This is a genomic window from Streptomyces sp. NBC_00286 (assembly GCF_036173125.1).
GTDB lineage: Bacteria > Actinomycetota > Actinomycetes > Streptomycetales > Streptomycetaceae > Streptomyces.
The window spans coordinates 7,782,255-7,796,134 of sequence record NZ_CP108054.1; the positions used below are offsets into that span (position 1 = coordinate 7,782,255).

A 13,880-nucleotide genomic window follows, 5' to 3' on the forward strand; every position below is an offset into this window, starting at 1 on the left:
TGCCTGAGTCTTCGTAGGATCGATCTCATGGCACGCAACGTGGTGATCAGCGGTGGCGGTACGGGGATCGGGCTCGCGGCGGCCCGGGCCTTCGCGGCGGACGGGGATCAGGTGCTGCTGCTCGGGCGCCGGACCGAGGTGCTGGAGAAGGCGGACGTGCCCAGGGCGCTCACGTACGCCGCTGATCTGAGCGAGGTCGAAGGCGTGCGCGGGGTCGAGCGGTTCGTGGCCGCCGAGTTGGGCACCGTCGACGTACTCGTCCACAGCGCGGGTGGTGCCGGGCATCTGGAGCCGAAGGTCGGCAGCGATGATCCGCTGGTGATCGCCGCGTACAACTGGACGCTCAACTTCCGGCTCAACACGCTGACGGCGGCGCTGCTCACCGAGGCGCTGCGGGACCGGCTCGCGTCGCCCGGCGGGCGGGTGCTGTTCCTCAGCTCGATCGCCGCCTACCGGGGTTCCGGGAGCGGGCCGTACGCCGCGTCCAAGGCCGTGCTGCACCCGTACGCCTTCGATCTGGCCCGGCAGTTGGGGCCGCGCGGCGTCACCGTGAACGTGGTGGCGCCCGGCTATGTCGAGGACACCGGTTTCTTCGGCGAGACCATGGATGACGCGCGGCGCGAACGGTTGATCGCCGAGACGTCGACGGGTCGTGCCGGAACGCCCGGTGACGTCGCCGCGACGCTGCACTGGCTGGCCTCACCGGCTGCCGCGCATATCACCGCCCAGATCATCCAGGTCAACGGCGGGGCGGAACGCGGCCATTAGCGTCTCTGGAACTCTGTGTGTGCCTGAGTAACTCAGGCTTTTCGGGCGCGGCGTGGCCGTGTGGGGTCGCCCTCGGGGGGTCCGAACCTCGGGGTGAGGGGGTGGACCTCGGTGGCGTGCACGTGGTGGAAGCCGGTCCGCTGGGCGGCGCGGGCGCGCCGCCGGCAGGTTCCGCGGGGGAGCCGCACCCGCCCGCTCGGAGCAGGCTCCGGCCGGTGGGGGGCGGGTACTCCATGACCTGGCACCCGCCCCGGGAAGGGGGCTGGTGTCTGGGTGTCATGCCCCGCCGGACGCTTGACCACCCGGGTGGGGGTGGTGGCGGGGACCGTACGCACTTCGGGCATACGGCGGGAAGTCGATGACCGGCCGGCCGGGGAGGGCCGGGCCGGAGTGGGGCGGCGCTTGCCCGGGGTGGTCTTCGGCCCGGGCGGCCGGGCGGGGAGGGCCTGCGCGCGGCGGGCGCGGCGCAGCCGGCGGGTGATCTTCTTCGGTCGGCGCACGCAGGTGACGGTGCCCTCGGCGGTGGTGCGGATGGTGCGGGTGCCGGTGGTGCGGTCGGTGCTGGTGTGGGGTTGGGCGAGCAGGCCGCGGGAGACGATCCGGCGGGCGGCCGCGTGGTCCCGGTCCATCGACAGGCCACAGCTGGGGCAGTGCGCCCAGGTCCAGCCGCGCTCGGCAAGCCGGTCCGGCGCCGGGTGATGGCCCAGCGGCCCCAGGCATTGCGGGCAGCGTGCGGAGGTGCCCCGGGCGGGGACGGTGACCACGGTGATGCCCGCCGTGGCGGCCAGGTGCCGGATCGCCTCGACGACCCTGCCGCGGACCTGGCCGGACAGCCGGGCGTTGCCGCGCCGTTTGCCGCGGGCCTCCAGGGTGGCCAGGTCCTCCAGGTAGATGACGCTGGCGCCGAGTGCGAGGCTCTGGTCGACGGCCCAGCGGGCCGCCGCCCAGGCCAGCGCGTCGTTGAGGTGGCGGATGCGGGCACACACCCGCGCGTGCTCCACTTCCAGCACCGCGGCCCGCCGGTGCAGGTCGTCCCAGGCCAGCAGGGGGGCGCCGAGCCCGTCCGCCAACTGCTGGTAGTGGTCGCGTCGGGCGGCGAGGTGTTCGCGGTGGCCGCGCAGCCGGTGCAGTTTCGCGCTGACCGCGGTGGCGTCGAAGAGCAGAGGGCGGCCGTCGGTGACCACCCGCCGGGCAGTTTTGGGGCCGGTCAGACGGCCCACCGTTCCGGTCAGCAGGGTGTTTACACCCCAGTCGAAGCCGACCGCCACGGTGTGCCCGGACGCCTTGGTGGCCGGGGCGGGCCGGGAGTGCGGCAGGTCCACCGCGATCCGCCCACCGCGGGTGGGGCGCAGGGTCGGGGTGTGCAGCACCGCCTCCGGGCCGACGGTGGCGGGCAGCCGCAGGTCGATCACATGCCAGGCCCACTCCCGCCCCGAGCCGGGGGCCGGGCACAGCGGGAGCTTCACCCGCAGCCGGGCCAGCCCCGCATCCACCCGCTGCAGGGTGACCTGCTGGCGGTCCATCGCCGCCAGCAGCACCTGCGCGGCGATCTGGGGCGGCTCCTCCAGCTCACACAGCCCTGCGGGCAGGCGCCCGTGCTCGGCCACATAGGCGCGGACCTGCCGGGTGCGGTTGCGGATCTCCGCATGGCCGACCCCGCTCGGCAGCAGCGCCTGCAACGCCTCCCACTCCGCCTGGGTGCGCCGGTGGGGGTCGGCGGGCCAGGTGGCCAGCACCGCCGCCACCACAGTGCGCCGATGCAGCGCCAGCCGCAGGGTGCGCGCCGCGTACTCCTCCGCACCCCGCCGCACCCGGTCCGACACATACACCCCCTCGGCGAAACTCGCCGTGTGCTGCCAGTTGAGGCGGCGCAGCGCCATCCAGCCCTTGGACGGCAACGGCTCACCCCGCCCGTCGACCCCGGCGGCCAGCACCTCCAGCGAACCCTCGTCCCACCGGGAAGCCACCAGGGCCCGGGTCAGCTCGCGGCTCAACTGGGCGAGAAAACCCACCCGCTCGTACAGCACCGCTTGACCGACCCGCTCGCCGCTGCCCTCGACCACGCCACCGAAGGCGGTACACGGCGCCGTCGCCATCAACCGGCCCACACCCACCACCCCCCTGCTCGGTCCCGAATCGGGCACATCCGTGCACCCGATCGGCCTAACGACCGACCCCCGCACAAAGACACGGCAGCCGACCGGCACCGCCCGAATCGCACAGGAAAACGCAGCAAAACCGCCAACAGTTGAAGACCCTCCGGCGGAGCACCCTGTCAGGGGGGCGACAACGAACCCGAACCGCCGGAGGCAGCCCCCTAAGGGCCCTTAAGGGGCGCGTTCCGTTCGCGGCGGAGCGTGGAAGCGGCCCCGGTTCGTGCGCGGTAGCGAGCCGTCCGGCAGGGGGGAGGCCGGGGGGAGGATCGCGTCGGCTGTGTTGACGCGGGGGAGTGCGTATGGGTGGTGTTCGGTGAGCCAGCGGAGGAGATGTTCGCGGACCGTGACGCGGACCGTCCACAGGTCGTCGGGGTCCTTGGCGGTCACCAGGGCGCGCAGCTCCATGGTGGTGGGCGTCGAGTCGGTGACGGTCAGGTCGTAGTGGCGGCCGTCCCAGGCCGGGCACTCGCGCAGGATGTCGCGGAGCCGCTCGCGCATCGCCTCCAGGGGCGCGCTGTGGTCGACGTGCAGGAAGACCGTTCCGGTCATCTGGACGCCGCCGCGGGACCAGTTCTCGAAGGGCTTGGACGTGAAGTACGACACCGGCATGGTGATCCGGCGCTCGTCCCAGGTGCGTACGGTCAGGAACGTCAGCGTGATCTCGTCGACCGTGCCCCATTCGCCGTCCACCACCACGACGTCGCCGAGCCGCACCATGTCGCCGAAGGCGATCTGCAGCCCCGCGAAGAGATTGCTGAGCGTGGACTGCGCGGCGACACCGGCGACGATGCCGAGGATGCCCGCCGAGGCGAGCAGCGAGGCTCCGGCCGCCCGCATCGCGGGGAAGGTGAACAGCATCGCGGCGATCGCCACTACGCCGACGATCGCCGTGACCACGCGCATGATCAGTGACACCTGGGTCCGTACACGGCGGAGCCGGGCCGGATCGCGGTGGGCTGACGCGTAACGGGCGTACGACGTCTCGACGATCGCCGCCGCGATCCGCACCATCAGCCAGGCGGTGAACCCGATGAGTACCAGTGTCAGGGTCCGGCCGATCGCGGAGGAGTAGGACGGGAAGATCCGCGCCTGGTCGTACGAGCCTCTCAGGAAGGCCGTGAGCAGCACGACCTGGAAGGGGATGCGGGCGCGGCGCAGCAGGCCCCATAGCGGGGTTTCGCTGTGCGCTTCGTCGATGCGTCGCATCAGCCGGTCCACGGCCCAGCCGATCACCAGGGTGAGGACGACGGAGCCGCCGACGACGATCAGCGGGCGCAGTACGTTCTCCATGCCCTCGACGGTAACCGGCTGCGGCCCGCCATGAACATGTAGTCCCAGCCCCGGTCCCGGTTTCGGCCCCAGTTCCGGTCCGGCGCCGTTGTCAGTACCGGCTGGCACGATGGCCTCATGGACATCATGCTCTTCCACTCGACCTATGGGCTGCGGCCCGCAGTGCGCGACGCGGCGGACCGGCTGCGCGCGGCGGGACACGAGGTCTGGACGCCCGACCTCTTCGAGGGGCGGACCTTCGAGACGGTCGAGGAGGGAAGGGCCTTCAAGGACGAGATAGGCGTGGACGAGCTGCTCAAGCGCGCGATCCTGGCCGCCGCGCCCTACTCGGAGCGCGGTCTCGTCTACGCCGGGTTCTCCCTCGGCGCCGCCATCGCCCAGACACTGGCGCTCGGCGACGAGAAGGCGCGAGGGCTCCTGCTGCTGCACGGCACCTCTGACATCGCCGATAACGCGTCGGTGGACGAGCTGCCGGTCCAGCTGCACGTGGCCGAACCGGACGCTTTCGAGCCCGACGACTGGCTGACCGCCTGGTATCTCCGGATGGGCAGGGCGGGCGCCGACGTGGAGGTCCACAGATACGCGGGGGCCGGTCACCTCTACACGGATCCCGGCCTGCCGGACTACGACAAGGAGGCGGCCGAGGCCACCTGGCGGGTGGCACTCGGCTTCCTCGACAGCCTCTGATCGACGGAAGTGAGGGGCAGAAGAAGGGTCAGTTCACCGGCGCGTGCACCCGCTCGACCTTCTGCGTGCCGCTGCGCGTGCGGTACGAACGGGCCCACGACGCCGTGGCGTTGGCGCGCGTGCGGTCGGAGAGCACGTAGTAGTCCATCTGTGCGCGCTCGGCGGTGAGGTCCAGTACGCCGTAGCCGTGCCGGTCGGTGTCGACCCAGTGGACATGCCGGTTGGCGGCCCGGATCACGGGAGCCGCGACGGCCGAGATGGTGCCTTCGGGGACCTTGACCAGGTCGTCCAGGTTGTCGGAGGTGACGGAGGTGACGACGAACTCGGTGGCGGCGGAGGCGGACAAGGGGTACGTACCGGCGTTGACCGGCACGTCGTTGGCCCAGGCCATGTGGATGTCGCCGGTGAGGAAGACGGTGTTGCGGATGGCGTTGTTCCGAAGATGCGCGAGCAGTTCGCGGCGGTCGTCGGTGTAGCCGTCCCACTGGTCGGTGTTGAGGGCGAGACCCTCCTGCGGCAGGCCCAGCAGCTTGGCGAGCGGTTTCAGGATCTCGGCGGAGAGCGAGCCGATGGCGAACGGCGCGATCATCACCGAGTTGCCGACCAGCCGCCAGGTGGTGTCGGATGCCCTCAACCCCGCCTTCAGCCAGTCGAGTTGGGCCCGACCCGTGAGCGTACGGTTCGGATCGTCCACGCCGCCGTTGCCGACCGTCACCTGTTGCGACCGGAAGGACCGCAGGTCGAGTAGCGAGAGATCGGCCAGCTTGCCGAACCGCAGCCGGCGATAGGTCGTGCCCTCGACCGCCGGGCGGACCGGCATCCACTCGAAGTAGGCCTGCTTGGCGGCCGCTTGGCGGGCCGCATAGGTTCCCTCCGCGCCCTCGGTGTGGTTCTCGGCGCCGCCCGACCATGCGTCGTTGGCGAGCTCGTGGTCGTCCCAGATGGCGATGACGGGGGCTGCTTGATGCAGTGACTGAAGATCGGGGTCGGTTTTGTAACGGCCGTGCCGTGTGCGGTAGTCGGCGAGTGTGAGGATCTCGTGGGCGGGCGCGTGCGGGCGTACGACGGTGCCGCGTGTCCCGTATTCGCCTGTGCCGTACTCGTAGATGTAGTCGCCCAGATGCAGCCAGGCGTCCAGGTCGCCGCGCGCGGCCAGGTGCCGGTACGCCGAGAAGTGGCCGGCCTCCCAGTTGGCGCAGGACACCACGCCGAAGCGCATGCCGGGCACGGCCGCGTCGGTGGCGGGGGCCGTGCGGGTACGCGCGGCCGGGGAGTCGGTGGCGCCACTGGAGAAGCGGAACCAGTAGTCGGTGGCGGGCTTCAGGCCGCGTATGTCCGCCTTGACGGTGTGGTCTGCGGCGGCGGACGCGGTGGTGGAGCCCTTGGCGACGACGTTCATGAACGCCTTGTCCAGGGCGACGGTCCAGCTCACCTCGACGTCAGGTCCGAGCCCGGAGCCGGGCACGGCCTCCGGTGTGGGCGTCACCCGGGTCCACAGCAGGACGCCGTCGGGCAGCGGGTCACCGGAGGCGACACCGTGCAGAAAGGCAGGGGCCTCGGCGGCGGCCCGGGCGGGTATCGCGGCGGCGAGAGGACCCGCGAGCGCGGCGGTCGCGGCTGCCGCCTTGACGACCGTACGGCGGCGCGGGGCGGGTGAGTTGACGGATTTGGGAGAATTGGGGTCTGTGTGGGATCTGATGCGACTGGTCACAGGCGCTCAGATTACTGATCAGTACATGGCGAGAGCGGGCGAACTCGGAAAGTTCGCCCGCTCTTTGACGCGGATTCGCTCAAGCCTTGAGCGCTCTCTGTCGGCTCAGGCCGCCAGTGCCTTGTTGATCGCCGCCTGGAAGTCGGCGGGGGTCATCGGGGTGTTCTTGCCGTCGGAGCCGGTGAGCTTCTTGCCGTCCATCTCCAGCGTCGGCGTGCCCGTGACACCGCTGTCGTCGAACTTCTCCGACATGAGCAGCGCCCACTTGTCGTAGGTGCCGTTCTCCACCGCCGTCTGGAACTTCTTGTTGTTCTTGAGGGCTTCGACGGTGTTGGCCACCTCGATCAGGTACGCGTCGTCCTTGAACTTGTCCTGGCTCTCCTCGGGGTGGTACTTCGCCGAGTACAGCGCGGCCTTGTACTGCAGGAAGGCGTCCGTGCTCACGTTCAAGGCGGCGCCCATCGCGCTGAGCGCGTTTTTGGAGCCCTCGCCCCGGGTGCTGTCATCGATGAACGTGGCGCCGATGAACTGGACCTTGTACGTCCCGTCCTCGATGCCCTTGTCGACCGTGGGGCCGACCGCCTGCTCGAACTGGGCACAGACCGGGCAGCGCGGGTCCTCGTACATCTCCAGGGTCTTCTTGGCGCTGCTCTTGCCGATGACGACGGTCGTGCCGTTCTTGCCGCTGGTGTGGGCCGGCTTGACGAGCTTGGCGTCCTGCGCGGCCTCCCAGTGGCCGGGCTTGTTGCCCTGGACGACGGCGTAGCTGATGCCGCCGGCCGCCGCGAGAACGCCGACGACGGAGCAGGCGACGATGACCTGCCGCTTGATCTTGGCGCGCTTGGCCTGGCGCTCGCGTTCGGCGCGCAGCCGCTCACGGGCCGCCGTCTTCGCCGACTGGCTGTTCCTCTTGCTCATGATCGTTTTCTCCGTGTGAAGGCATGGGGATGTGGACTGCTGTGCTCAGCTGCGGTTCACGCCACGTGGGCGGGAACAAGCGAGCACGGCGGTCCACGCCGTCCCAGGGAGTGCACGAAGAAGTGGCTGCGGGGCGCGATCGGGCGCCGCACGGGGCGCGGGAGCCGGGGTACGCGCGCGGGCCGCACGGTCACCGTGGCAACGGCGAGCAGCAGCGGCCGGAAGGTGGACGCGACGGCCGCGCACAGGAGTTGGGCCAGGGCCCGCTCTCCGCGCCGCAGCCAGGCGGCCGCGAGGAGGCCGACGCCGACGTGTGCGGCGAGCAGCAGCCAGGCGGCGGCCGGATCGGCGTGGGCGAGAAGCGCGGCGGCGCCGTCGCCTTCCCGTGCCCACCCGTCACCCGACCACCGCCCCTCATAGAGGCGCTGCGCGCCGCCCCCGCTGAATTGTGCCAGCGGAGTGCCGACCTCCCCGGAGCACAGGAAGTCGAGGCCGACCGACCGCAGCGGGCCCGCCACCGGGCCGCCCGCCCTGCCGTAACAGGCGTGCTGGCCCGCTGTGAACAGCGTGTCGGCCGCCAGCTCCAGCGGGATCAGCAGGGCGGCGATCCGCCCGAAGCCGCGCTCGTGGCCTGCCAGCGCGTACGCGATGACGAAGACGGCGGCCGTGAGCGCGGCCACGGTGGCCAGCGGCAGCGGAGCCCGGGACAGCAGCACGTGCGACGCGACGGACAGTGTCACGACGAGTGCCGTGAACAGTGCCGCGCGTACGGCTCTCAGCTGGGTCCCGGATATGTCCATAGCAGTGGAGAGTGTGGCACGTACTCCCGTAAGGAAGCTCTAAAAACTCCCTGTGTGTGAGCGGTCGGTCACCGGTCTACAGCCCCGGAATCCGTCCGTTGCGGAACAGGTCCACGAAGATCTGGTGGTCGGCACGCGCGCGTGCGCCGTACGCGTGGGCGAAGTCCACCAGGAGGTCCCCGAAGGCGGACTCGTCCGCCGCGATCGCGGCGTCGATGGCCCGCTCCGTGGAGAACGGCACCAGCTCGGAGTGGCCGCTCTCGTCGTCCGCCGCCGCGTGCATGGTGGCCGTGGCCCGCCCCAGGTCGGCGACGACCGCCGCGATCTCCTCCGGGTCGTCGATATCACCCCAGTCCAGGTCCACCGCGTACGGCGACACCTCGGCGACCAGCTGGCCCGAGCCGTCCAGCTCGGTCCAGCCGAGCCACGGGTCCGCGTGCGCCTGGAGGGCGCGCTGCGAGATCACCGTGCGGTGGCCCTCGTGCTGGAAGTACTCGCGGATCGCCGGGTCCGTGATGTGCCGGGAGACGGCCGGGGTCTGGGCCTGCTTGATGTAGATCACCACATCGTTCTCGAGGGCGTCCGTGGCGCCCTCCAGAAGGATGTTGTACGAGGGGAGACCGGCCGAGCCGATGCCGATGCCGCGGCGGCCCACGACGTCCTTCACGCGATACGAGTCCGGGCGGGCCAGGGAGGCCTCCGGCAGCGTCTCCAGATAGCCGTCGAAGGCCGCGAGCACCTTGTACCGCGTGGCCGCGTCCAGCTCGATGGAGCCGCCACCGGGCGCGAAGCGGCGCTCGAAGTCGCGGATCTCCGTCATCGACTCGAGCAGCCCGAAGCGGGTCAGCGAGCGGGCGTCCCGCAGCGCGTCCAGGAGCGGGCCCTGGGCGGTGTCCAGTGTGAAGGGCGGCACTTCGTCGCTCTTGGCGCCCGTAGCGAGGGCGTGGATCCGGTCGCGGTACGAGGCCGCGTAGATCCGTACCAGCTCGGTGATCTGCTCGTCGCTGAGCGCCTTCGCGTATCCGATCAGCGCCACGGAGGCGGCGAGGCGCTTGAGGTCCCAGGTGAAGGGGCCGACGTACGCCTCGTCGAAGTCGTTGACGTTGAAGATCAGGCGGCCCTGGGCGTCCATGTACGTGCCGAAGTTCTCGGCGTGCAGGTCGCCGTGGATCCACACGCGCGAGGTGCGCTCATCGAGGTACGGTCCGCCCCGCTTCTCCTGCTCCAGGTCGTAGTAGAAGAGGCACGCCGTGCCGCGGTAGAACGCGAACGCCGAGGCCGCCATTTTCCGGAACTTCACGCGGAACGCGGCCGGGTCGGCGGCCAGCAACTCGCCGAAGGCGGTGTCGAAGACGGCGAGGATCTGTTCGCCGCGTTGCTCGGCGCTGAGCTGCGGATCCGACATCGCGGGGTGCCTCCAGGTGCAGGGTGACGCATGACAAGTGGGACGGAAATCGCCCGTCCTCTTCCAACGGACGAAGGTACGCGGGAGTGCCCGTTCTCCGCATGTGAACGTACGCGATGGGGGCCCGCCCGTCGCCCGACCACCACCCCTCATCGAGGCGCTTCGCGCCACAGTGTTCCACTCAAATTGTCAGTGCCGAGGCATAGACTTCGACGCTGACCCCAGACTGTCCGCAGCCTGTTGCCAGCCGTTCTTCTTGGAGGCCGAAACCGTGTCAAAGCCGCCGTTCACGCACCTGCACGTCCACACCCAGTACTCGCTGCTGGACGGTGCCGCGCGGCTGAAGGACATGTTCGAAGCGTGCAACGAGATGGGCATGACGCACATCGCCATGTCCGACCACGGCAACCTGCACGGGGCGTACGACTTCTTCCACTCCGCCAAGAAGGCCGGCGTCACGCCGATCATCGGCATCGAGGCGTATGTGGCGCCGGAGTCGCGGCGCAACAAGCGGAAGATCCAGTGGGGCCAGCCGCACCAGAAGCGGGACGACGTCTCCGGCTCCGGTGGCTACACGCACAAGACGATCTGGGCGGCGAACAAGACCGGGCTGCACAACCTGTTCAAGCTGTCCTCGGACGCGTATGCGGAGGGCTGGCTGCAGAAGTGGCCACGGATGGACAAGGAGACCATCTCCCAGTGGTCGGAGGGGCTGATCGCCTCCACCGGGTGTCCTTCGGGGGAGTTGCAGACCCGGTTGCGGCTCGGCCAGTTCGACGAGGCGCTGAAGGCGGCCGCCGAGTACCAGGACATCTTCGGCAAGGACCGGTACTTCCTGGAGCTGATGGACCACGGCATCGAGATCGAGCGCAGGGTGCGGGACGGGCTGTTGGAGATCGGCAAGAAGCTGGGCATTCCGCCGCTGGTGACCAATGACTCGCACTACACGTACCCGCACGAGGCGGCCGCGCACGACGCCCTCCTGTGCATCCAGACCGGCAAGAACGTCTCGGATCCGGACCGCTTCAAGTTCGACGGCACCGGCTACTACCTGAAGTCGACCGACGAGATGTACGCCATCGACTCCTCGGATGCCTGGCAGCAGGGGTGTGCGAACACACTGCTGGTGGCCGAGCAGATCGACACCACCGGCATGTTCGAGGCCAAGAACCTCATGCCCAAGTTCGAGATCCCCGAGGGCTACACCGAGGTCACCTGGTTCCAGGAGGAGGTGCGCCGGGGCATGGAGCGCCGTTTCCCCGGCGGCGTCCCGGAGGACCGGCAGAAGCAGGCCGAGTACGAGATGGACGTCATCATCCAGATGGGGTTCCCGGGGTACTTCCTGGTGGTCGCCGACTTCATCATGTGGGCCAAGAAGCAGGGCATCGCGGTCGGTCCGGGTCGTGGTTCCGCGGCCGGCTCGATCGTCGCGTACGCCATGGGCATCACCGACCTCGACCCGATCCCGCACGGTCTGATCTTCGAGCGGTTCCTCAACCCCGAGCGTGTCTCCATGCCCGATGTCGACATCGACTTCGACGAGCGCAGGCGCGTCGAGGTGATCCGCTATGTGACGGAGAAGTACGGCGCCGACAAGGTCGCCATGATCGGCACGTACGGCAAGATCAAGGCGAAGAACGCGATCAAGGACTCCGCGCGCGTACTGGGCTATCCGTACGCGATGGGCGACCGGCTCACCAAGGCGATGCCCGCCGACGTGCTCGGCAAGGGCATCGACCTGAACGGCATCACCGACCCCTCGCACCCCCGCTACAACGAGGCGGGCGAGATCCGGTCGATGTACGAGAACGAGCCGGATGTGAAGAAGGTCATCGACACCGCCAAGGGCGTCGAGGGCCTGGTCCGGCAGATGGGTGTGCACGCGGCCGGCGTGATCATGTCCAGCGAGCCCATCGTCGACCACGCCCCGATCTGGGTGCGGCACACCGACGGGGTGACCATCACCCAGTGGGACTACCCCCAGTGCGAGTCGCTCGGCCTGCTGAAGATGGACTTCCTGGGCCTGCGCAACCTCACGATCATGGACGACGCCATCAAGATGGTGAAGGCCAACAAGGGCATCGACCTGGAGATGCTCTCCCTTTCGCTGGACGACCCCAAGACCTTCGAACTGCTCTGCCGCGGTGACACCCTCGGCGTCTTCCAGTTCGACGGCGGCCCGATGCGCTCGCTGCTCCGCCAGATGCAGCCCGACAACTTCGAGGACATCTCCGCCGTCTCGGCCCTCTACCGGCCGGGCCCCATGGGCATGAACTCGCACATCAACTACGCGGAGCGCAAGAACGGCCGCCAGGAGATCACACCGATCCACAAGGAGCTCGAAGAGCCCCTCGAGGAGGTCCTGGCGGTCACCTACGGCCTGATCGTCTACCAGGAGCAGGTGCAGAAGGCCGCCCAGATCATCGCTGGGTACTCGCTCGGCGAGGCCGACATCCTGCGCCGGGTGATGGGCAAGAAGAAGCCCGACGAGCTGGCGAAGAACTTCGTCCTCTTCCAGGCGGGCGCCCGCAAGAACGGCTACAGCGACGAGGCGATCCAGGCACTGTGGGACGTGCTGGTCCCGTTCGCCGGCTACGCGTTCAACAAGGCCCACTCCGCCGCGTACGGACTTGTCTCGTACTGGACGGCGTATCTGAAGGCGAACTACCCCGCCGAGTACATGGCCGCGCTGCTCACCTCGGTCAAGGACGACAAGGACAAGTCGGCCGTCTACCTGAACGAATGCCGCCGCATGGGCATCAAGGTGCTGCCGCCGAACGTCAACGAGTCGATGTCCAACTTCGCCGCCCAGGGTGACGACGTGATCCTCTTCGGCCTCTCGGCCGTCCGTAACGTCGGCACGAACGTGGTGGAGTCGATCATCCGCTCGCGCAAGGAGAAGGGGAAGTACGCCTCCTTCCCCGACTACCTCGACAAGGTCGAGGCCGTCGTCTGCAATAAGCGCACCACCGAATCACTGATCAAGGCCGGCGCCTTCGACACCATGGGCCACACCCGCAAGGGGCTGACCGCCCAGTTCGAGCCGATGATCGACAACGTGGTGCAGGTCAAACGCAAGGAAGCCGAGGGCCAGTTCGACCTCTTCGGCGGCATGGGCGACGACAGCGCCGAAGAACCAGGCTTCGGCATGGACGTCACCTTCACCGACGAGGAGTGGGACAAGGCCTACCTGCTCGCCCAGGAACGGGAGATGCTCGGCCTGTACGTCTCCGACCACCCGCTGTTCGGCCTGGAGCACGTGCTGTCCGACAAGGCCGACGCCGGCATCGCCCAGCTCACCGGCGGCGACTTCGGCGACGGCGCGGTCGTCACCATCGGCGGCATCATCTCCGGCCTCCAGCGCAAGATGACCAAGCAAGGCAACGCCTGGGCCATCGCCACCGTCGAGGACCTGGCCGGCTCCCTGGAGTGCATGTTCTTCCCGGCCACCTACCAGTTGGTGTCCACTCAACTCGTCGAGGACGCCGTGGTGTTCGTCAAGGGACGCCTCGACAAACGCGAGGACGTACCCCGCCTCGTCGCCATGGAACTCCAGGTCCCGGATCTGTCGAACGCGGGCACCAACGCCCCCGTCATCCTGACGATTCCAGCCCTGAAGGTCACCCCGCCCATGGTCAGCCGGCTCGGCGAGATCCTCAGCCATCACAAGGGCGACAGCGAGGTACGCATCAAACTCCAGGGCCCGCGCAAGACGACGGTGCTACGGCTCGACCGCCACCGCGTGAAGCCGGACCCGGCGCTCTTCGGGGACTTGAAGGTCCTGCTCGGCCCGTCCTGCCTGGCCGGCTGAGCAGACGCGTAGGGAAACGACGTACGGAACACGGCGTACGCGACAGCGCGTACGCACCGCCGCGTACGGAAACGACGAGGGGCGCCCCCGATCTGGGTGCGCCCCTCTCGCCCTGTGCCGCCCCTAGGCCGCTCAGTTGTGGCCGAACTTCTTCCGCCGCTTGCCGCCGCCGGAGGCGAACTGGGTGGTGCTTGCCGCTGGTTCGGTCTGCTCGGCCGTGGACGCCAACTCCTCGGTCCCGCGCCGGGCTTGATCCTGCGTACCGCGCTGCTTCGGGCGGGTCTGCTTGCGGTTCTTGTTCTTGGCCATGGTGATCTGCCTCCTGTTGGGATTG

At 69.3% G+C, this 13,880-nt stretch carries 10 protein-coding genes; 3 read left to right on the forward strand and 7 right to left on the reverse strand.

Annotation, left to right across the window (positions count from 1 at the left end):
- Window positions 1-27 precede the first annotated feature (27 nt).
- Complete coding sequence (locus OHT21_RS35135; protein ID WP_328772289.1) at window positions 28-768, forward strand: SDR family NAD(P)-dependent oxidoreductase; 741 nt, start codon at window positions 28-30, stop codon at window positions 766-768.
- Window positions 769-800: 32 nt separating this feature from the next.
- Here the strand turns inward: OHT21_RS35135 and OHT21_RS35140 are convergent, their stop codons facing one another.
- Window positions 801-2,864, reverse strand: coding sequence for a transposase (locus tag OHT21_RS35140; protein ID WP_328772290.1), 2,064 nt, complete (start codon window positions 2,862-2,864; stop codon window positions 801-803).
- Window positions 2,865-3,095: 231 nt separating this feature from the next.
- Complete coding sequence (locus OHT21_RS35145; RefSeq protein ID WP_328772291.1) at window positions 3,096-4,214, reverse strand: mechanosensitive ion channel family protein; 1,119 nt, start codon at window positions 4,212-4,214, stop codon at window positions 3,096-3,098.
- Between the two features lie 117 nt (window positions 4,215-4,331).
- Between OHT21_RS35145 and OHT21_RS35150 the strand changes: the two genes are divergently transcribed.
- Window positions 4,332-4,901, forward strand: coding sequence for a dienelactone hydrolase family protein (locus OHT21_RS35150; protein ID WP_328772292.1), 570 nt, complete (start codon window positions 4,332-4,334; stop codon window positions 4,899-4,901).
- A gap of 28 nt (window positions 4,902-4,929) precedes the next feature.
- On the opposite strand, the gene OHT21_RS35155 is transcribed toward OHT21_RS35150, so the two are convergent.
- The 4 genes from OHT21_RS35155 to OHT21_RS35170 all read right to left on the reverse strand — a co-directional run bounded on the left by OHT21_RS35155 (window position 4,930) and on the right by OHT21_RS35170 (window position 9,735).
- Window positions 4,930-6,612, reverse strand: coding sequence for an alkaline phosphatase D family protein (locus OHT21_RS35155; RefSeq protein ID WP_328772293.1), 1,683 nt, complete (start codon window positions 6,610-6,612; stop codon window positions 4,930-4,932).
- A gap of 105 nt (window positions 6,613-6,717) precedes the next feature.
- A complete protein-coding gene (locus tag OHT21_RS35160; RefSeq protein ID WP_328772294.1) occupies window positions 6,718-7,530 on the reverse strand; it encodes a DsbA family protein in 813 nt (270 codons plus the stop codon).
- 56 nt (window positions 7,531-7,586) lie between these two features.
- Entirely contained in the window at window positions 7,587-8,330 is a 744-nt protein-coding gene (locus OHT21_RS35165; RefSeq protein ID WP_328772295.1) for a hypothetical protein, read from the reverse strand.
- Between the two features lie 76 nt (window positions 8,331-8,406).
- Window positions 8,407-9,735 carry a DUF2252 domain-containing protein gene (locus OHT21_RS35170; protein ID WP_328772296.1) on the reverse strand — a complete coding sequence of 443 codons (1,329 nt, stop codon included), beginning with the start codon at window positions 9,733-9,735 and terminating at the stop codon, window positions 8,407-8,409.
- Window positions 9,736-10,006: 271 nt separating this feature from the next.
- On the opposite strand from OHT21_RS35170, the gene dnaE reads away from it, so the two are divergent.
- Window positions 10,007-13,546, forward strand: a complete 3,540-nt coding sequence (dnaE, locus tag OHT21_RS35175) for a DNA polymerase III subunit alpha (RefSeq protein ID WP_328772297.1) — start codon at window positions 10,007-10,009, stop codon at window positions 13,544-13,546.
- A gap of 132 nt (window positions 13,547-13,678) precedes the next feature.
- Here dnaE and OHT21_RS35180 read toward each other — a convergent pair whose 3' ends face one another.
- On the reverse strand, window positions 13,679-13,855 hold the full coding sequence (locus tag OHT21_RS35180) for a hypothetical protein (RefSeq protein ID WP_328772298.1): 177 nt from the start codon (window positions 13,853-13,855) through the stop codon (window positions 13,679-13,681).
- Between the last annotated feature and the right edge of the window lie 25 nt (window positions 13,856-13,880).

What these genes read in the sequence shown, in the direction of transcription:
- OHT21_RS35170 (WP_328772296.1), bottom strand. Translation starts at nt 9,735, where the DNA reads ATGTCGGATCCGCAGCTCAGCGCCGAGCAACGCGGCGAACAGATCCTC.
- OHT21_RS35145 (WP_328772291.1), bottom strand. Translation starts at nt 4,214, where the DNA reads ATGGAGAACGTACTGCGCCCGCTGATCGTCGTCGGCGGCTCCGTCGTC.
- OHT21_RS35160 (WP_328772294.1), bottom strand. Translation starts at nt 7,530, where the DNA reads ATGAGCAAGAGGAACAGCCAGTCGGCGAAGACGGCGGCCCGTGAGCGG.
- OHT21_RS35135 (WP_328772289.1), top strand. Translation starts at nt 28, where the DNA reads ATGGCACGCAACGTGGTGATCAGCGGTGGCGGTACGGGGATCGGGCTC.
- OHT21_RS35140 (WP_328772290.1), bottom strand. Translation starts at nt 2,864, where the DNA reads ATGGCGACGGCGCCGTGTACCGCCTTCGGTGGCGTGGTCGAGGGCAGC.
- OHT21_RS35165 (WP_328772295.1), bottom strand. Translation starts at nt 8,330, where the DNA reads ATGGACATATCCGGGACCCAGCTGAGAGCCGTACGCGCGGCACTGTTC.
- OHT21_RS35150 (WP_328772292.1), top strand. Translation starts at nt 4,332, where the DNA reads ATGGACATCATGCTCTTCCACTCGACCTATGGGCTGCGGCCCGCAGTG.
- OHT21_RS35180 (WP_328772298.1), bottom strand. Translation starts at nt 13,855, where the DNA reads ATGGCCAAGAACAAGAACCGCAAGCAGACCCGCCCGAAGCAGCGCGGT.